This window comes from Streptomyces sp. NPDC001787, from assembly GCF_040297465.1.
Lineage (GTDB): Bacteria > Actinomycetota > Actinomycetes > Streptomycetales > Streptomycetaceae > Streptomyces.
This window is the reverse complement of record NZ_JBEOZE010000006.1, coordinates 70725-88476: the sequence shown is the minus strand read 5'-3', so window position 1 is coordinate 88476 and position 17752 is coordinate 70725. Positions and strand designations below refer to the sequence as shown.

At 69.7% G+C, this 17752-nt stretch carries 16 protein-coding genes; 10 read left to right on the top strand and 6 right to left on the bottom strand.

Annotated features, from left to right (window positions below):
* Positions 1-24: 24 nt before the first annotated feature.
* From ABT170_RS10705 to ABT170_RS10685, 5 genes are all read left to right on the top strand, one after another.
* Positions 25-2301: a hypothetical protein gene (locus tag ABT170_RS10705; protein WP_351865858.1), complete on the top strand. Its 2277-nt coding sequence runs from the start codon at positions 25-27 to the stop codon at positions 2299-2301.
* Positions 2302-2454: 153 nt separating this feature from the next.
* Positions 2455-3015, top strand: a complete 561-nt coding sequence (locus ABT170_RS10700; RefSeq protein WP_351865855.1) for a hypothetical protein — start codon at positions 2455-2457, stop codon at positions 3013-3015.
* Between the two features lie 100 nt (positions 3016-3115).
* Positions 3116-3664, top strand: a complete 549-nt coding sequence (locus ABT170_RS10695; RefSeq protein ID WP_351865853.1) for a hypothetical protein — start codon at positions 3116-3118, stop codon at positions 3662-3664.
* Positions 3665-3882: 218 nt separating this feature from the next.
* The gene (locus ABT170_RS10690; RefSeq protein ID WP_351865850.1) at positions 3883-6171 is read left to right on the top strand and encodes a serine/threonine-protein kinase; all 2289 of its coding nucleotides are present in this window, start codon (positions 3883-3885) and stop codon (positions 6169-6171) included.
* Positions 6172-6358: 187 nt separating this feature from the next.
* Positions 6359-6829: a hypothetical protein gene (locus ABT170_RS10685; RefSeq protein ID WP_329942554.1), complete on the top strand. Its 471-nt coding sequence runs from the start codon at positions 6359-6361 to the stop codon at positions 6827-6829.
* Positions 6830-6862: 33 nt separating this feature from the next.
* Here the strand turns inward: ABT170_RS10685 and msrB are convergent, their stop codons facing one another.
* The 4 genes from msrB to ABT170_RS10665 form a co-directional block, all read right to left on the bottom strand.
* Positions 6863-7270, bottom strand: coding sequence for a peptide-methionine (R)-S-oxide reductase MsrB (gene msrB, locus ABT170_RS10680; RefSeq protein ID WP_329942553.1), 408 nt, complete (start codon positions 7268-7270; stop codon positions 6863-6865).
* Positions 7271-7280: 10 nt separating this feature from the next.
* Positions 7281-8675 carry a UDP-N-acetylmuramate--L-alanine ligase gene (murC, locus tag ABT170_RS10675; protein ID WP_329942552.1) on the bottom strand — a complete coding sequence of 465 codons (1395 nt, stop codon included), beginning with the start codon at positions 8673-8675 and terminating at the stop codon, positions 7281-7283.
* Between the two features lie 73 nt (positions 8676-8748).
* On the bottom strand, positions 8749-9201 hold the full coding sequence (locus ABT170_RS10670; RefSeq protein ID WP_351866245.1) for an indole-3-glycerol phosphate synthase: 453 nt from the start codon (positions 9199-9201) through the stop codon (positions 8749-8751).
* Positions 9202-9355: 154 nt separating this feature from the next.
* Positions 9356-10141: a pyrimidine reductase family protein gene (locus tag ABT170_RS10665; RefSeq protein WP_351865844.1), complete on the bottom strand. Its 786-nt coding sequence runs from the start codon at positions 10139-10141 to the stop codon at positions 9356-9358.
* 37 nt (positions 10142-10178) lie between these two features.
* Between ABT170_RS10665 and zapE the strand changes: the two genes are divergently transcribed.
* The 4 genes from zapE (at position 10179) to ABT170_RS10645 (ending at position 14558) form a co-directional block, all read left to right on the top strand.
* Positions 10179-11270, top strand: coding sequence for a cell division protein ZapE (gene zapE, locus ABT170_RS10660; RefSeq protein ID WP_329942549.1), 1092 nt, complete (start codon positions 10179-10181; stop codon positions 11268-11270).
* Between the two features lie 93 nt (positions 11271-11363).
* Positions 11364-11789 (top strand): OsmC family protein, encoded by a 426-nt coding sequence (locus tag ABT170_RS10655; RefSeq protein WP_351865840.1) that lies wholly within the window; start codon positions 11364-11366, stop codon positions 11787-11789.
* 377 nt (positions 11790-12166) lie between these two features.
* Positions 12167-13543, top strand: a complete 1377-nt coding sequence (locus ABT170_RS10650; protein WP_329942547.1) for an alkaline phosphatase PhoX — start codon at positions 12167-12169, stop codon at positions 13541-13543.
* A gap of 157 nt (positions 13544-13700) precedes the next feature.
* Positions 13701-14558, top strand: coding sequence for a polysaccharide deacetylase family protein (locus ABT170_RS10645; RefSeq protein ID WP_351865837.1), 858 nt, complete (start codon positions 13701-13703; stop codon positions 14556-14558).
* Positions 14559-14614: 56 nt separating this feature from the next.
* On the opposite strand, the gene ABT170_RS10640 is transcribed toward ABT170_RS10645, so the two are convergent.
* Together ABT170_RS10640 and ABT170_RS10635 are read right to left on the bottom strand one after the other, a co-directional pair.
* Positions 14615-15289 carry an AIM24 family protein gene (locus ABT170_RS10640; RefSeq protein WP_351865834.1) on the bottom strand — a complete coding sequence of 225 codons (675 nt, stop codon included), beginning with the start codon at positions 15287-15289 and terminating at the stop codon, positions 14615-14617.
* Positions 15290-15385: 96 nt separating this feature from the next.
* Positions 15386-15958 (bottom strand): CGNR zinc finger domain-containing protein, encoded by a 573-nt coding sequence (locus ABT170_RS10635; protein ID WP_329942544.1) that lies wholly within the window; start codon positions 15956-15958, stop codon positions 15386-15388.
* A gap of 191 nt (positions 15959-16149) precedes the next feature.
* Here ABT170_RS10635 and ABT170_RS10630 point away from each other — a divergent pair, with 191 nt between their 5' ends.
* On the top strand, positions 16150-17733 hold the full coding sequence (locus ABT170_RS10630) for an FAD-dependent monooxygenase (RefSeq protein ID WP_351865831.1): 1584 nt from the start codon (positions 16150-16152) through the stop codon (positions 17731-17733).
* Positions 17734-17752 lie beyond the last annotated feature (19 nt).

The window sequence follows — 17752 nt, the reverse complement described above, 5'->3', positions numbered from 1 at the left end:
TCAAGCAGGCCGCCGGGGGGATACGTGCTGCAATACGACGACGTCGTCAACGCGCCGGTCGAAAAGCTCAAGGCGGCTGTCGATGACTGGGCGGAAATGCTTTCCAAGCTGGAAAAGCTCGCCGAAGACGCCCGAACCGGAATGAAGGCCAAGGCGGACAAGGCGGAGTGGGAGGGCGTCAACGCGGGCGTCACCAAGTCCTTCATCACCAAGACCGCCACGGAGTTCGAGGACGCGGCGGCCCAGGCACGGGGCATCAGGTCGCTCCTTGCGGACGCACACACATCGTTCAAGTTCGCCAAGGACGAGCTGATCCGGCTCAGGGACGACGAGGCTCCCGCCACAGGTGTCGTCGTGAGCGCGACGGGCAAGGTGTCGCCCCGGTACGACCTGGAGACCGACACGGCGGCGCGCCACGATCCGGACTATCCGGAGGCCCTGCGCAGGCAGAAGACCGCTGTCACGAGCCTGCAGAAGAAGATCGACCACATCGTCGAGGACTGCTCCGACGCGGACGAGTCCCTGAAGCTGGCCCTTGAGGCCAACGTGAAGGACGAACACAACTTCAGCTCGCCGAAGTACACCAGCCTGGACGCGGAGCAGGTCGACCGCGCCGCCGCGCTGCTGAAGCAGGCGACAGGGGAAGGCGGCACCGCCCGCAACGTCGAGGCGCTGCGGAAGCTCGAAGAGGTCATCGACGACAACCGCGACGACCCGGAGTTCGCCACCGGCTTCTACCGGAAGCTGGGCGCGGAAGGGACCCTTGAGGCGTACACACGGATGTCGCTGGACTCCACGTCCCTCGGCCCCGCCGGCCAGGACCGGGCAGCGATGGTGCGCAACATCCAGAGCGACATGGGATCGATGCTCGGCCTCGCCACCACACCATCGGTCCCGAACCATCTGGATGCCACCTGGACCACCCAGCTCATGAAGGCGGGCCGCAAGGAGATCGACGTTTCGAGCTTCGCGGGCAACGCCAAGGTGTACGGCTACCAGGCCCTGGGATCGCTGCTGCGGGAGGGCACGTACGACAAGCAGTTCCTGACCTCGGTCGGCCGCGACATGATCGCCATGGACAAGAAGAACCCGCAGATCTGGTCCGGGAGTCTGCCCTACGACCAGAAGATGTCCCTCAACCTCGGCAGCGAGGGCGGCAGGGGCTTCAATCCGATCACCGGCCTGATGGAAGCCCTCAGCAACAACCCCGGGGCCTCGTCGGAACTCTTCAACGAGAACATGCGCGACGACACCGACAAGGACGGCATCGTCACCCTCGCGGACAAGGAGACCGAGGGCAAGAAGGCGCAGAGCGTGGTCGACTACATGCTCGACAAGAAGCCGACGGCGGACTGGTACGACACCGCGGTCGGCGGCGAGAGCACCCCCGGTCAGACCGCCATCGGCAGTGCCCTGGAAGCAGCCGTCACGGGCCGCGTACCCGGCGACGACGACGCACCGCCGGTGCGGCACACCAAGGACATGAGCCAGGTGATGGAAAAGGTCGTCGAGAAGATCGGCACCAACCCTGAACTGGTCTCGGCCAAGGCCGGCGACCCACCCGGCCCCCTGAGCGCCCTCGCCCCGCGATTCGGCGCCATGGCCGCCGAATACATGCCGGACCTCCAGGCCACCGCCGAGAACGCGGCGGGCCAGATCAAGCCGTTCGGAGTCCCGGCCGAATTCGACAAGGCCCTGATGGCCCGCTTCCTCGGATCGGTCGGCCAGGACCCCCAGGCGTACGGCGCGATCTCACACGCCCAGCAGGCGTACACGACGGCACTGGTGAGCGACGCGTTCCAGCATCCCGAGAAGCATGCCGACATGGGGGAAGCGGTGAGGAATGCGGTCCATCCAGGTGGAGAGATCGCGGGAATGATGACCGAGGCGAGGACACACGCGATTCACGAGCTGAAGACGCACGAGCAGTCTGAGTACAGCAAGGGTGTCGAAGACAACGCCAAGTGGACAAATCGCGTCATTGACCTCGTGGGGGGCAAGTATATCGAGATGGTTCCTGTGGGTGGCGACGTGCTGACCTGGATCCAGGAAGACATCGCCGACTCCGTGGTGGAGAGCGCAGAGCTGGATTCATTGGACGAGGCCGGCCTCGAATCAGGCGCCGAATACGCAACAGGTGAAAGGTCGGCCAAGGCGGCAGCAGCAAACGCTGTTGTCACAGGCGCGAAGGCAGCGGGCCTGACACCCGAGCAGTACAACGAGTACAAGGGTTCCGCCTCCACCGAGACCGCGAGCGCCCACACCGTCGGACGCGATCTGGCGGCCTCGACCCACCCTTAGGAACGTGCGGTCCATTCACCATCCATAAGGATCATGCCGCCTGCCTAAGAATGTCCCGCGAAGAAATCAAGCGCGGCAGTCTGCTGAAACTTCTGGAAAAATTCTCGGCGTTCACGAAAGAAATGAAACGCTCTCGGACCTAGGGGATTAATAGTGCTCAGAATCAAAAGTATCGCCGCAGCAGCCACGACCACCGTCATCGCGGCAACAGCCCTGACCAGCTGCTCCTCTGGCGAGAAGAGTTCCGTTCCGGAACTACCCAAGAATATCTGCTGGGGCGCCCTCGGCTCACAGGACGTAGCGCCCCTCCTCCCTACCGGAAAGAAAGCCCTGGAGCTGACGAAACCGACTGCTCTCCCGAAGCCCATGCCCCCAGGTTCCTCAACACTGTGCACCATCAGTATCGATGGCCTGCCTTCATTCCAGGTGCTGGCCTGGAATAGAAGCTATGAGAAGTGGGTCAAGTGGGATTCCATCGCCGGGAAAAATCCCGACACGATCGACGTGGGAAAGAAGGGCCTCATCTGGCCCAACGGAGCTGCTACGTACTTCGTCTGCGAACCCCCCAAGGACGCTTCCGGGCGCGGCTCGTTCATCGAGTTTCGCCTCACCACATTCAGTACGGAAAATCCGGAGAAGGAGATTCGCCGCATCCTGCCAGAACTGCTGCGCACCCTGGTGGCGTTCGCGGGACCAAAGCTTGGATGCCAGTGATGCCGCCTCCAAAGAAGGGACGGCAGGGGCGCCGTCCTCTCCTGCTTCCTATCGACCGCGACCTGATGGCCTCGAACCTATCGGAAAAGACATACCGTCCATGCGTGAGTTCATAAAGACCGCGTCAACTGCCGCTGCTTCCGTGATCCTGGCTACGGGGACAGCAGGATGCTCCGAAGTTGAGACTGAGCCCGCCCCCCAACTCCCGAAAGAGTTCTGCTGGGGATTTCTGACTCCTCAAGAATTGTCACCGCTCCTTCCCACTGGAGAGACGGCCACCCAGACATCCGACATCTTCTACTTCGCCGATCGCGCACGCCAGGTGAGCTGCAATTTGTACGTCGACGGCAACCAGGGTTTCAGCGCCTACGCAGAACTCCACGAGGATGAGACGCTCATCGAGTGGAGTTCATGGGATTCAGCGAAACCCGACCCCATCGGCGTCGGGAAGAAGGGCATTGTCTGGGACAATGGCGCAGCTACCTACTTCGCATGCAAACCCACTGCTAATTCAGGCCCTTCCGCCGGGAAGTTCCTGGAACTGCGCATCGACGTACGCGCATCCCGCGACAAGGAAGAGCGCGGAACGCTTCCGAAGCTCCTGAAGAAGTTCACGGCATTCGCCCAGAAAGAACTCAAGTGCACCTGACCCGGCCCTTGGGCCGAACCCCCGGTGCGAGCCCGGTGAACCCGGTGAACCCGGTGAACCCCGCAGCGTAGTCGGGGGTTCCGGGCATGCGTCTCGCGCGTGCCCGCCCGGTGGGGTTCTCGTTCTCGCCGGAACTCGGCGGGCTCAGGGGCGTGCCGACCGGGTCTACGATCGACGCTGCCGAGTGAAAACCGCTTACCGCCGGGGGATTTGGGGCTGTGGACGACCGGGATCTGATACTTGCCGACCGCTACCGTCTGGTGCGCCCGCTGGGGCGCGGCGGGATGGGGGAGGTGTGGGAGGCGCAGGACGCCAGTCTGCGGCGGCCGGTCGCTGTCAAGGTGATCTCGGTCCTCGCGGGCGGCGGCAGTCGGGCCGACGAGGCGCGCGCCCGGTTTCTGCGGGAGGCGCGGATCACCGCCGCGCTTCAGCATCCCCATATCGTGACCGTCCACGACCTCGGCGAGGCGGCGACCGGCCAGGGCACGACGCCGTTCCTCGTGATGGAACTGCTCCGCGGCGAGGGCCTGGACGCCGTCGTCCGGCGCGGACCTGCCGGCGAGGAGGATGTGGCGCGTTGGGGGGCGCAGGTGTGCGACGCCCTGGGTGAGGCGCATGCCGCCGGCATCCTCCACCGCGACATCAAGCCCGCGAATCTCTTCGTCGCCGCCTCGGGCAACCTGAAGGTGCTCGACTTCGGGATCGCCCGCGCCGCCGACGCCTCGGCCACCGGTGACCGGCTGACCGACACGGGGTTCATGGTGGGCACGGCCGCGTACATGGCGCCGGAGCAGGCGCGCGGGCGCCCCGAGCAGCGCAGCGACCTGTACTCCCTCGGATGTGTGCTGTTCGAACTGCTCACCGGCCGGCTGCCGTTCGACGCTCCGGACACCCTCGGGTATGTCACGGCGCACCTGCACGATCCGCCACCGGCGCCGAGCAGCGTCGTGCCCGGTGTCCCCGCTGCGTGGGACCGCCTGGTCGGCCGGCTGCTGGCCAAGGACCCGGGTGAGCGATACGAATCGGCCGCCGTTCTTGCCGACGAGCTGCGGCGCCTCGGTGGTACGCGGCCGGTCCAGCCCGCGGGCCGTCACTACACCCCCACCGTTGCCGACCGAGGGGCGCACGGGGCGATCCCACCGCCTTCGGCTGCCTCCGTGTCCGACAGTTTCGCTGCGGCACCCACGGCTCAGGCGCCGGCCGGACCGTCCGGCGGAAGGGGCATGAGCCGGCGCGGCCTGCTCATGAGCGGTGCGGGCCTCGCCGCGGTCACGGTCACCGGAGCGGCAGCGGCCATGTACCTGACCGGCGAACCCGAGCGGGACCCGGTCGCCTGGTCGCAGAAGATCGCGGACGTCGACCTGATCAATTCCGACGGCCCGGACATCGTCCTGGCCGAGGGCCGGTGCCACGTGGCCACCGGCCACTACTACAAGGAGACGGCCGCGCTCCACACGTTCGACCTGGCCACCGGTAAGCGTCTGTGGAAGGTGTCCCTCAACGCGGCCTGGGCCAGGGAAACACGTTTCACGGTCGTCGGCGGCACGCTGCTCGCCCTGACCCAGGACCCCGGCAACAAAGGCGGACAGGTGCACGCCTTCGACGCCGTCACCGGCGATCGCCGGTGGCGGAAGTCGGTCTCCCACAGCGCCATGGGGCTGGATGTGCACCGCCCCAGCGGCTTGCTGATCACCGGAGAGGACGGTCTGGTGACCGGAATCGATCCCCGCACCGGCCACCAGCAATGGGGGATCGACGTGTCCTCCCCGTACGACGCCACGTGGGTCCTGGCAGGCGACCTGATCCTCTGCGGCAACGGAACCGCGGTTCTCGGCAGGACGGGCGGGAAGATGTGGACGCGCCCCGGCCTCCAGCCGAACGGCGGCCTGGCGCGGCCCGTGGGTGAGGGCCTGCTCTTCTACGAGGGCGGCGGTACCGCCGCTGTCGACCTCGTCTGCCGCAGGGCTGCCACGGGCGAGGTGATGTGGCGGAGCCCCTTCCGGCAGACCCTGCCGGATACCCTCACCACCGACACCTTCCAGCCGCTCGGCGAGCTGGTGTCGGGCACCACGGTCCTCCTTCCGCTGGCCGCGGGAACCCGGCGGAAGCCGACCGCGCTGAACGGACTCACCGGCGAGCGGATCTGGACCTACGGCAGTACGTACCAAGAGGTTGGCATGAAGGCCCACGCGACGACGAGTGTGGCGGGCGGGTTCGTCCTGCGAACGAAGTCGGGACCGGTGTGCCTGGCCGCCGCCGACGGCGCGGAACGCTGGCACGCCGAAGCGCCGGGAGCGCGGACCACCGCAAGATACGCCCTGCTCTCCGGGACCGAGCGGGCGCTGCTGTTCCAGCACTGGACCAGTGCGCGAATCGTCGGAGTGGAGCGCGGTCGCACGCTCTGGACAGGCCGGTTCGACAGCACCTCCCTGAGCGATCCCGTCGCGAGCGGCAACTCGGTCGTGTTCCTCGACGGCGGCGGCACACTGTGGGCGGTGACCGTGTGACGGCGGAGGGATCCGCCGCCAGATGCGCGCGCCGGGGCTCACTGCCCGGACGTGGGCACCCCTGAGGCCCCGTCCCGGAGGGACGGGGCCTCACTCCCGGACAGGCCCCGCTGCTGGTGCGGGTACCTTTAGGAGTACCGATCTCGTGGGCCTCCTGGCGGGCTGCGTGAACCCCAGGAGGAGCAGCATGACGACCAACCGCGGACGCAAGGACGTGATCCGGGACCGGATGGCCGCCACCGGCGAGTCGTACAACGTCGCCGCCCGCAATCTCAAGGCCATGAAGGACATGGGCGCCACCCGTGAAGCGGTGCTCGTGCAGCGCTGGCGTCCGGCGGAGTCCCTGGACGTGCCGTGTCCGTGCGGGGGGACCTGTGAGCCGGGCGAGAAGTGCGGCCACTGCCATGCGTGGCATCTGCATGTGAAGCGGTATCCGGGCAGTGTCACGGACGTGGAGGCCTGGGCGGACCGCTACGAGTGCACCGGCTGCTCGTCCTCGTACACCCTGACCGTGCACCTGGCGGGCCGCCCGTGGGGCGTGGCCGAGACGGTGGTGCAGGGCGGGTCGGCGCAGGAGGTCGTCCGGGCGCGGGTGTTCCCCGGCGTCATCCACCCGCTGCTGCGTTCCGAGACGGCGGAGACCGCCGAGGAGGAGTGACCCCGCCTCGGCGGTTCCGGCTGCCCGAAGGCGTCAGCTCTCGTCCGGCGCCAGGGTGAGCGAGATCGAGTTGATGCAGTAGCGCTGGTCCGTGGGAGTGGGGTAGCCCTCGCCCTCGAAGACGTGTCCGAGGTGGGAGCCGCAGCGGGCGCAGCGCACCTCGGTGCGGACCATGCCGTGGCTGCGGTCCTGGATCAGCTCGACCGCGTCCGTGTCCTTCGGGTCGTAGAAGGACGGCCAGCCGCAGTGCGACTCGAATTTGGTGTCGGAGCGGAACAGCTCCGCTCCGCAGGCCCGGCAGGAGTAGACGCCCGCCGTCTTGGTGTCGGTGTACTCACCCACGAAGGCGGGCTCGGTGCCGGCCTGGCGCAGCACCGCGTACTCGGAGGGCGAGAGTTCCGCCCGCCATTGCTCGTCCGGCTTCTCGACGTCGTACGGCACGTCTGTCTCCTCAGCTCGACAGGTGGTCCAGAATCCGCGGGCCGAGGTCCGTGACATCGCCCGCCCCCATGGTGAGAACGAGATCGCCGGGCTTGGCCATTCCCGCGATGACCTCGGGGACCGTGGCCTTGTCATGGGCGGCGGCGACGTCGGCGCCCGCTGCCCTGGCGGCGTCGATGATCAGGGTGCTGGTGATGCCGGGGATCGGGTCCTCGCGGGCCGGGTAGATGTCCAGGACCACGGAGGCGTCGGCCAGCGCCAGCGCCTGGCCCATCTCCGTGCCCAGCTCCTGGGTGCGGGAGAAGAGGTGGGGCTGGAAGACGACCAGGAGGCGGGCGTCCGACGCGGCGCCCCGCATGGCTTCCAGGTCGGCGGTCATCTCGGTGGGGTGGTGCGCGTAGCTGTCGATGACCTGGACGCCCGCGGCCTCGCCCTTGAGCTGGAGGCGGCGCTTGACCCCGGTGTACTTGCCGAGCGCGGACGCGAGGTTGTGGGCGGGGATGCCCAGTGCGACTCCGGCGGCCAGCGCGGCGACGGCGTTGTGGGCGTAGTGGCGGCCGGGTACGGAGACGGTGAACGTGAGGAACTTCCCGTTCAGGACGACCGTGACCTCGCTGGTCAGCCCGCGCGGGGTGACCTTGTGGACGCGTACGTCGGCGGTCTCGGACTCCCCGTAGGTGACGACGTTGAGCGAGGAGAGGTCGCGGACCCGCCGGGTGAGCTCGACCGCGCCGGGCTGGTCGGCGGCGATCACCAGGGTGCCGCCGGGGACGACCTTGCCGACGAAGGTCTCGAAGGACTCGTAGATCTCGTCCATCGAGGCGTAGTTCGCGTGGTGGTCCAGCTCGACGTTGAGGACGATGGCGACCTCGGGGTCGTACTTCTGGAAGCTGCGGTCGCTCTCGTCCGCCTCGGCGACGAAGATGTTCCCGCTGCCGTGGGTGGCGTTGGTGCCGGGGCCCTCCAGGTCGCCGCCGATGGCGTACGAGGGGTCGAGGGACAGCTCGGACAGGGCGACGGCGAGCATCGACGTGGCGGTCGTCTTGCCGTGGGTGCCCGCCACCGCGATGGCCCTGAGGCCCGTCATCAGGGCGGCCAGGGCGTCGGAGCGGTGCACCACCGGGATGTCCAGCTCGGCCGCGCGGACCAGCTCGGGGTTGTCGGCCCGGATGGCGCTGGAGACGACCACGCAGGACGCGTCGTCCGCCAGGTGGGCGGCGGCGTGCCCGATGTGGACGGTCGCCCCCAGCGCGCGCAGTGCCTCGGCGGTGGGTGACTCCTTGGCGTCGCTGCCCGCCACCGCAGCTCCCCGCTGGGCCAGGATCTTCGCGATGCCCGACATTCCGGCGCCGCCGATGCCGATGAAGTGCGGCCGTTCCATGGCGGCAGGAATACCGGGTGCCATGCGCGTGTCTCCCAGGGTCGGTACGAGTCGGCGCCGGTTCGGTGCGAACCCGGCCGAGTGACGGTCCCCCAGCCTATTCGCTGTGCGCGAAGAGCTTGAGCACCGGTACGCCGACCTTGTGACGGGCCCGGGAGGCCCAGTCCCGGTGGAAGAACTCCTCCACGTAGTGCGGGGCGGTCAGCACGATGACCTCGTCCGCTCTCGCGTCCTCCACCACGGACTTCAGCTTGTTCAGGGGGTGGTCCTCGATCACCTGTCCGACCGCTTCGGATCCGGCCTCGCGCAGGGCCCGCAGCGAGTATTCCAGCGCCAGTTCGGCGGGTTCCAGGGCGTCCTTGCCTTCCGGTTCCTCGCCCTCACGGGCCGCGTCCTTCAGCTCCCCCATGGCCACGTCGTCGATCGCGCGCAGCAGTACATCGGCCTGGTCGCCGCGCGGCTGCATCAGGACCACGAACGAGATCTGCTCGTCGCCGTGCAGGGTGGTGACGAAGTCCACGTCCTCGGGGGTGAGGGGCTTCTCGATCATCAAAACGCTGGTGAACACGTCAGGCGCCCTTCCGCTCCATCTCATCGACCGTCGTCGGCCGCTGCTGAAACCATCCTTCCCCGCGTCAGCACGGGGTCTGCTGGATTAAGTGTGCCCATCCGAAGCTAACCGGAACGGGAAATTCCGTTAAGTATCAGATCCGACGGTATCGAGTGAACAGGAACCCGGCCTCCTCCAGCACGGACGCCAAGGCGAATCGTTCCGGCACCGCTACCGAGGGGCCGCCCGCGATCCGCTGGGCATCCCCCGCGGTCAGCATCGGGGAGACCGTCAGACACAGTTCGTCCAGCACGCCGGCCGCCACGAACTGCCCGAGCAGCCGGGGCCCGCCCTCCGTCAGCAGCCGGGTCAGGCCGCGGTCCGCGAGCTCGCGTACGGCCCTGGCGGGATCCACCCGGGTCCCCTCCCCCGCGATCACCACCTCGGCGCCCGCCCCGCGGGCCGCGTCGATCCTGGCCGGCGGCGCCCCCGCACCGGTCACCACCAGGGTCGGCACCAGCGGCTCGGTGAAGAGCGGCAGCGAGAAGTCCAGGTCCAGGCTTCCGCTCACCACGGCGATCGCGGGCGCGGGCCCCTGCCCGGCGGCTGCCCGGCGCGCCGCGAAGGCCTCCCGGGCGCGGGCGGGCCGGTAGCCCTCCAGCCGTACGGTCTCCGCACCCGCGATCACCACGTCGGCGAGACCCCGCAGGGTGCCGAAGATCCGCATGTCGGAGGCGCAGGAGATGCCCTGCGAACGGCCGTCGTGCTGGGCGGCACCGTCGAGCGTGGAAACCATGTTGGCTCGCAGCCAGGGGACGTCCCCCCGGGGGTAGGCGTAGGCGTCGGCCAGCTCGTCCAGGCTCCACTCGCCGTCGGGCCGGGCGCCGGTCCCGGCGTTCTCGCTGGTTGTCAGGTCCGTCACAGGGAACAGGCTTCGCATACCGTGCAGTCTGGCATGGCGCTTAAGGTGGAGAGTTGTGTCGTCCTCCACCGCCGTTCCGGGGCAGAGCCCCATAGCTGAAACGGCCCCGCTGTCCCTGTGCGCCCGCGAGCCGCACGTCCCCGCCGACCGGCTGGTCGCCGAGATGGTGCCGCCGCCGCGCTTCGACTCGGTGCGCTTCGATACGTACGTACCCGACCCGAACCAGCCGAGCCAGACCGAGGCGGTCACGGTGCTCGCCGAGTTCGCCGCCGGGCTCGGCGGGGCGCACGCCACGGGCGCGGGGAAGCGCAAGTGGTTCAGCAAGAAGCCTGTTGCGCCGACCGGGCCACGCGGGGTGTACCTCGACGGCGGCTACGGCGTCGGCAAGACCCATCTGCTGGCCTCCCTCTGGCACGCCACGCCCGCGGCTCCCTCGCTCAAGGCCTTCGGTACGTTCGTGGAGCTGACGAACCTGGTCGGCGCGCTGGGCTTCCAGCAGACCGTGCGAACGCTCAGCGGGCACCGGCTGCTGTGCATCGACGAGTTCGAGCTGGACGACCCGGGCGACACGGTGCTGGTGTCCTCGCTGCTCAGCAGGCTGGTGGAGGCGGGGGTCGCGCTGGCCGCGACCTCCAACACGCTGCCGGGCAAGCTCGGCGAGGGCCGGTTCGCCGCCGCCGACTTCCTGCGCGAGATCCAGGGGCTGTCCTCGCACTTCCGCCCGCTGCGCATCGACGGCGAGGACTACCGGCACCGGGGGCTGCCCGACGCCCCGCCGCCGTACACCGACGAGCAGGTCACCGCTGCCGCGTACGCCGCGCCGGGCGCCTCCCTCGACGACTTCCCCGGGCTCCTGGACCATCTGGCGCGGGTCCATCCGAGCCGGTACGGCGCACTGACCGACGGGATCTCCGCGGTCTGCCTCACCGATGTGCAGCCGGTGCCCGACCAGTCGACCGCGCTGCGTCTGGTGGTGCTCGCGGACCGGCTGTACGACCGGGAGGTTCCGGTGCTCGCCTCCGGACTGCCGTTCGACCGGCTGTTCAGCGAAGAAATGCTGAACGGCGGGTACCGGAAGAAGTACTTCCGAGCCATCTCCCGGCTGACGGCGCTGGCACGTGACGCGAAGGGGCTGGTGGCGCAGTAGGTTCGGGGAGCGTAACGGCGTAACAACCGTGAGGCACGAGGGCGTGCCTCGTACACCCCGTACAACCGCGCACACCGTTTGAAGGGATCCAGCATGGCTACCACGCGTCAGGCGCACACGGTCTGGGAAGGCAACCTGATCGAGGGCAAGGGCGTCGTCACCTTCGACTCCTCCGGCATCGGCGAGTACGAGGTCTCCTGGCCCTCACGCGCGGAGAAGGCGAACGGCAGGACGAGCCCCGAGGAGCTGATCGCGGCCGCGCACTCCAGCTGCTTCTCGATGGCGCTGTCCAACGGTCTGGCCAAGGCCGGCACCCCGCCGACCCGGCTGAACACCAAGGCCGAGGTCACCTTCCAGCCCGGCACCGGTATCACCGGTATCCACCTCACCGTCGAGGGCGAGGTACCCGGTCTCGACGAGGAGGGCTTCGTGAAGGCGGCCGAGGACGCCAAGGCGAACTGCCCGGTCAGCCAGGCGCTGACGGGCACGACGATCACCCTCACGGCCTCCCTGGCCTGACCCCGGGGCCTCCCGGGCCCGGCAGCCGGTGTCCGCCGCCGGGGCCGGGAGGCCTGCCCCGGCGGCGGCACCGCTCCCGGGGCCGCGCGGGGCCTGCCAGGGGCCGCGCGGGGCCCGGCGGCCAGGCAGCTCTGCGGCCACGCGGTCCGTCGTGGCCACTCGGTCCTGCGGCACCGGCCACGCGGTCCCGGGGGGCCACGCGGTCCTGCGCACCAACCACGCATCACCCGCACCTCCACGCACCTCACACGCACCTGCGGGCACATCGGTACTCGGCGACACCACAGGCCACGGTGGTCCGCGTGGTTCCCGTGCGGCATTACCCGTGGTACACACATGCGGGTCACTTCACCTGTCCGCCAACAGGGAGTTGCCTCATGTCCTCAGCACCACGACGACTCGCCACACGACGACAGGTCCTGGCCGGCAGCGGCGCGACCGCCGCCTCGATCGCCTTCGCCGGGGCCTTCTCCGAACTCTTCGCGGGCACCGCCGCCGCCCGTGGCCACAGCGGCTACGGCCCCCTGGTCACCGACCCGGACGGCCTGCTCGACCTGCCGAAGGGATTCCGCTACCGGGTGCTGTCCCGGGAGGGCGAACCGCTGCGCTCCGGCGAAGGCCCGGTACCCAGCAACCACGACGGGATGGCCGCCTTCGCTGGCCGGCACGGCCGCGTCCATCTCGTCCGCAACCACGAGAACCGGGTCACCGGGAAGATCGGCGTCCCGACCGTGGACGGGCTCACCTACGACCCGATGGGCAAGGGCGGCTGTACGGCGCTCGAACTGGACGGCCGCGGCAGAGTGCTCGGTGAACGCGTCGCCATCGCCGGTACGGCGGTGAACTGCGCGGGCGGGCCCACCCCCTGGCGCACCTGGCTGACCTGCGAGGAGACCGAGGACAAGGCCGGGACCAACGGCTACACCAAGGACCACGGCTTCATCTTCGAGGTGGACGGCGCCGATCCGCACCGCACCGGGGCCGTCCCGCTGACCGCGATGGGCCGCTTCCAGCACGAGGCCGTCGCGGTCGATCCGAAGAACGGGATCGTGTACGAGACGGAGGACGCGTTCGAGAAGCCGTTCGGGCTCTTCTACCGCTTCCTGCCGGAGAAGCCGCTCGGCGGTACCGGTTCGCTGCGGGCCGGCGGCGCCCTGGAGGCGATGCGGGTACCGGGCCTGCCCGACCTCTCCGTCGTCCAGGAGACCGGTGCGAGCTTCGACCGGGTCGAGTGGGTTCCCGTACCCGATCCGCTGGCAGCCGGGACACCGATCAGGCTCCAGGACTTCGGGCCGAAGGGCATCACCCACGCCCAGAAGCTGGAGGGCTGTTACTGGGGCGGCTCGTCCGTCTACTTCGTCTCCAGTTTCGCCCACCGCTCGGAGGGCTCGGCCGCCGACCACTTCGGCCAGGTGTGGCGCTACGAGCCGAGGAAGCGCCGGCTCACGCTGGTCGTGGTCTTCGGCCCCGACACCGATGTCCAGCTGCCCGGCGAGTCCCCGGACAACATCTGCCTGGCCGCCGACGGAGGGCTGATGGTGTGTGAGGACGGCGGCGGCGCACAGCATGTGCTCGGTGTGACGCGCCGCGGCGAGGTGTACGCGATGGCGCGCGGCCGGCAGAACATCGGGACGCCCGAGGAGCCGGAGTGGGGCGAGTTCGCGGGGGTCACGTTCTCACCGGACGGCGGCACGATGTTCCTCAACTGCTATACGCCGGGGACGACGTTCGCCGTGACCGGCCCATGGCGCTGATCCACTGAACCGCTCCGGGGGTGGTGCGGGCGGCCCGCGCCATCCCCGGAGCGGTCGGGGTCGGCCGAACGGACCATCCGGAGCGCCGTGAACATTTACTGATCTTCATATCGGTTACTTTCCGTCAGTGAACCTATCTGCACGGAAAGTTTCATATTTGTCCGCTCTGACCCTCCTGGGGGTGCTCGCCGGGTGCGGATCCCCCGTAGGCACCCTCACGGAGCCGGTCCCGTCGCGCGCCCCGTCCACCGCTCCCCCGACCGCCCCCTCCCCCTCCCCCTCCCAGCAGAGCGCCCCGGCCGCGAGGAAGGCGCCGACGATGGCACCGGGGCCGGCCGGCCGCACCCCGGTCTTCACCCGGGCTGCGGCCGGCGGGCCCGGCGGCAAGGTGGTGGCGCTCACCTTCGACGCCGACATGACGGCCGATCAGGGAGCGCGGGCGGCGGCGGGCGAGCACTTCGACAATCCCCGGCTGATCGCGCTGCTGCGCCGGCTGAAGGTCCCCTCGACCGTCTTCATGACCGGGCGCTGGGCGGAGGAGTACCCGGCGCAGGCGCGGTCCATCGGTACGGATCCGCTGTTCGAGATCGCCAACCACTCGTACAGCCACTACGCCTTCACGACGCCCTGCTACGGCCTGCCGGTGGTGGACAGGGCCGGGATGCGCGGCGAGGTGGAACGGGCCTTCGCCGCCTTCCGCGAGGCGGGGGCGCGCCATGTGGTGCCGTACTTCCGTTTCCCGGGCGGCTGCTACGACGACGCGTCGCTGCGCGCCCTGGCACCGGCGAAGGTGACGGCGGTGCAGTGGGACGTCGTCAGCGGTGACGCCTTCGCCACGGACGCCGACGCGGTGGCCGCCCAGGTGCTGGACGGGGTGCGGCCGGGCTCGCTGGTGGTGATGCACTGCACGCGCAGCGCCGCACCGGTCACCGAGGAGGCGGTACGGCAGGTCGTCCCGGAACTGCGCAGGCGCGGCTACCGCTTCGTGAAGGTCTCCGACCTGATGCGGCAGTGAGACGGGAGAGCCGGTACGGAGACCCGGGGCCGTACCGGCGGCCGGGGCCCCTCGGTTCAGTTGGCCGTCTTCTCGGGCTTCAGCTCGCTGGGCCGCACGATCACGAATCCCTCGCCCTGGAGCATCAGCTGGACGGCCTCGCCGGAACCGCCGCGCACCATCGAGCCGAAGCTCTGCGAACGGTGCAGGGAGGTGGAGAGCTGTTCGCTCCAGCCGACGACCGCGTCCGTGTCCACGTACACCGGCTGCTGCGCGGTGACGGGGATCACTATGGGGTGTCCCTCGCACATCAGGCCCAGCTTGCCGTAGCCGCTGAAGACGCTGTTGAAGAGGCCGCCGCCGGTCATCCCGGCGCCCTTCACGGTCTTGATCTCGTACGTCAGCGTGGGATCGAAGCACAGGACGTTGCGGCCGTTGATGGTCAGGACGTCGCCCTGCTCCATGTCCACGATGAAGCAGTTGGCCGCCTCGTGGGCGAACCAGGCCTCCCCCTGGCCGCGGACCGCCATGAGAGGCAGCCCCTCGCCGGTGACCGCGCGCTTGAGCATGCCGCCCAGGCCCTGGCCCTTGCGCTCGAACTGAAGGTTGCCGCGGAAGGCGATCATCGATCCCTGACGCGCGTGCATCTCCCCGTTGACGGCGTACTTGATGGACTTGGCGTTCTGCAGGGTCATACCGGGGGCGGTGGCCTGCTGGGCCATGTGCTCGCTGGAAAAGAGGTCGCTCTTCATACGAGGCATCCTCACCCGGAGCATGTCATTCCGCCAAGAAGTTCCCGGGGTCTCGGGAGCGGGTGATCGGCCCCACGCGTCGCGCACCGGTGCGCCTCACCCGTCGGCCGGGCCCATCTCCCCCGGCTTCCCGTTGCGTTGGGCCCGGTGCGCGGCGACGCGCACGCGGGTGCCGCAGCGGGGTGTGCAGTAGCGCTGCGGCGAGCGGCGGCCGGTGTCGATGAAGTAGTCGTCGCAGCCGGGTGCCGCGCACCGCCCCCAGGCGCAGTGGCCGCGCTCACTGAGCCAGAGCCCGAGGGCGAGCGCGGCGGTGGACAGGAGCCAGTACGCGGGTTCCGCGTCCGCCGGCGCCTGGGCGTGGAGCGACCAGGGGCGCCCGGGAAGCCGGACCAGGCGGGGCCGGGCGGGGTGGCGGTCGAGCAGGGTGTTGATGGCTTCCGCCGCCCGGTCCACGTCGTCCGTGTCCAGGACGCGGGCGAGGGACAGGGCCGCCTCCCGCAGGTCCCGCACATGGCCGGCGGTCAGCACCAGGGACGGTCCCCGGTGCCGGTCCAGCACCCGCTGGATCTCCGCCGCTCCGGCCCGCGAGCCGCCCTGGACGGTGTTGACCAGGTCGACCAGGAAGTACAGGCCGCGGGGATTGCTGTCGTCGAGTGCGCTGTCACTCATCGCTCATCACGCCTCCGTCATACATCAGGCCCCCGTCTGGCCCACATCGGGCACACATCCGGCACACATCGGGCCCACGTCGGGCGTACGCAGGCTTCGTCATGCGATCCGATGAACGAATGGTAACGTCTAAATCGAACTTAGCCGTTACGTCTCTGGCCTTTGAGGCGTTCGTGGTCACCAGGAGGGTCATGTCCGTCCCGTCGAGAACGTCTGTCCTGATCGCCGGGGGCGGTCCGGTCGGTCTGACCCTGTCGGCCCTGCTGTCCCGGTACGGGGTCGACCACTTCCTGGTCGAGGCCCGCCCCACGACCTCCCGCCACCCCAAGGCGCGCGGGATCTCCGCCCGTTCCATGGAGATCTTCCGGCGGATGGGCCTGGAGGACGCCGTCCGCGAGGCCGGGCTGCCCGCCTCACAGGTCTTCTTCTACCGGGGCCGCGATCTCGTGGACCCGGACTTCGTCCGTACCGGGCTCGCGCACCGGCCGTCCGACGGAGAACCGGAGCACACACCGTCACCGGGACTCATCTGCTCCCAGGACGTCCTGGAACCCCTGCTGCTGCGGCACGCCCGGGAACTGGCCGGGGACCGCGTCCGGTCCGGCACGCGTCTGGTGTCCTTCACCGACGACGGCCGAGGCACCGACGCCGTCGTCGAGGACGTCGCCTCCGGCTCCCGGCACCGCGTGCGCGCCGACTGGCTCGTCGGATGCGACGGGACGGGCAGCACCGTGCGGACGGGAGCGGGCATCGCCATGGAGGGCCCCACGGGCCTGGGCCGCTTTCTGAGCGTCCGGTTCGAGGCGCCCCTGGGTGCGACGGTGGCCGACCGCGCCAGCGCCTCGTACTTCCTCACCGCCCCCGGCAGTGGCGGCTTCATGGCCGTCGACAACGACCGCCACTGGATCTACCAGCACCCCCTCGCCCCGGACGCCGAACCGGCACCGGACCTCACCGACCGGGACCACCTGATCCGGCTCGTCCGCGAGGCCGCCGGCATCCCGGACCTGGACGTGACGGTGCGCGACACCATGACCTGGCGGATGGACGCCCGGCTCGCGGACACCTACCGCCGGTCGCACGTGCTCCTCGCGGGCGACGCGGCACACGCGATCCCGCCGACCGGCGGACACGGCATGAACACGGGCATCGGCGACGCGGACAACCTCGCCTGGAAGCTCGCGGCGGTCACCGCCGGGTACGCCTCCGAGGCCCTCCTCGACAGTTACGGAGCCGAACGCCGCCCCCTCGCGCGCCGGATCATCGACATCTCCACCGACAACGCCCGCCACCGCACCGCGTACCGCATCGACGACGAACTCCTCCTGACCGCCGACTACCGGTCCACCGCCGTCCTCGCCGGACCCGATGCGGACGCGGCCGGCCCGAGCACGCTCGACCCCACCGGGTACCACCCGGGCTGCGCCCCGGGCAGGCGCGCACCGCATGTACGCCTGACCGGCGGTGAACCGGGTACGGCCTCCACCCTCGATCTCATCGGCCCCGGCTTCACCCTGCTCACCACGGCGGACAGCCCGGCCTGGCGTCAGCAGGCCGAAACCGCCGCCCGCGCGGGAATCCCCGTCGTCGCCCGTGCCCTCGTCACCGGCACACGGCAGGAGGCCGACCCGGGGCGGTGGGACCGGCTGTGCGGTACGCCGGAGCCGCGGGCCGCCGTTCTGGTCCGCCCCGACGGCCACATCGCCTGGTGCGCCTCCGACCCCGGGGACACGCCCCTGCTGCCCGTACTGCGGAGCCTGCTCTCCGCGCCATGACCCCGCCGAGGGCCCTGGC

What these genes read in the sequence shown, in the direction of transcription:
- ABT170_RS10695 (WP_351865853.1), top strand. Translation starts at nt 3,116, where the DNA reads ATGCGTGAGTTCATAAAGACCGCGTCAACTGCCGCTGCTTCCGTGATC.
- ABT170_RS10665 (WP_351865844.1), bottom strand. Translation starts at nt 10,141, where the DNA reads ATGCGAAGCCTGTTCCCTGTGACGGACCTGACAACCAGCGAGAACGCC.
- ABT170_RS10650 (WP_329942547.1), top strand. Translation starts at nt 12,167, where the DNA reads ATGTCCTCAGCACCACGACGACTCGCCACACGACGACAGGTCCTGGCC.
- ABT170_RS10670 (WP_351866245.1), bottom strand. Translation starts at nt 9,201, where the DNA reads ATGATCGAGAAGCCCCTCACCCCCGAGGACGTGGACTTCGTCACCACC.
- ABT170_RS10685 (WP_329942554.1), top strand. Translation starts at nt 6,359, where the DNA reads ATGACGACCAACCGCGGACGCAAGGACGTGATCCGGGACCGGATGGCC.
- ABT170_RS10640 (WP_351865834.1), bottom strand. Translation starts at nt 15,289, where the DNA reads ATGAAGAGCGACCTCTTTTCCAGCGAGCACATGGCCCAGCAGGCCACC.
- murC (WP_329942552.1), bottom strand. Translation starts at nt 8,675, where the DNA reads ATGGCACCCGGTATTCCTGCCGCCATGGAACGGCCGCACTTCATCGGC.
- ABT170_RS10630 (WP_351865831.1), top strand. Translation starts at nt 16,150, where the DNA reads ATGTCCGTCCCGTCGAGAACGTCTGTCCTGATCGCCGGGGGCGGTCCG.
- ABT170_RS10635 (WP_329942544.1), bottom strand. Translation starts at nt 15,958, where the DNA reads ATGAGTGACAGCGCACTCGACGACAGCAATCCCCGCGGCCTGTACTTC.
- ABT170_RS10655 (WP_351865840.1), top strand. Translation starts at nt 11,364, where the DNA reads ATGGCTACCACGCGTCAGGCGCACACGGTCTGGGAAGGCAACCTGATC.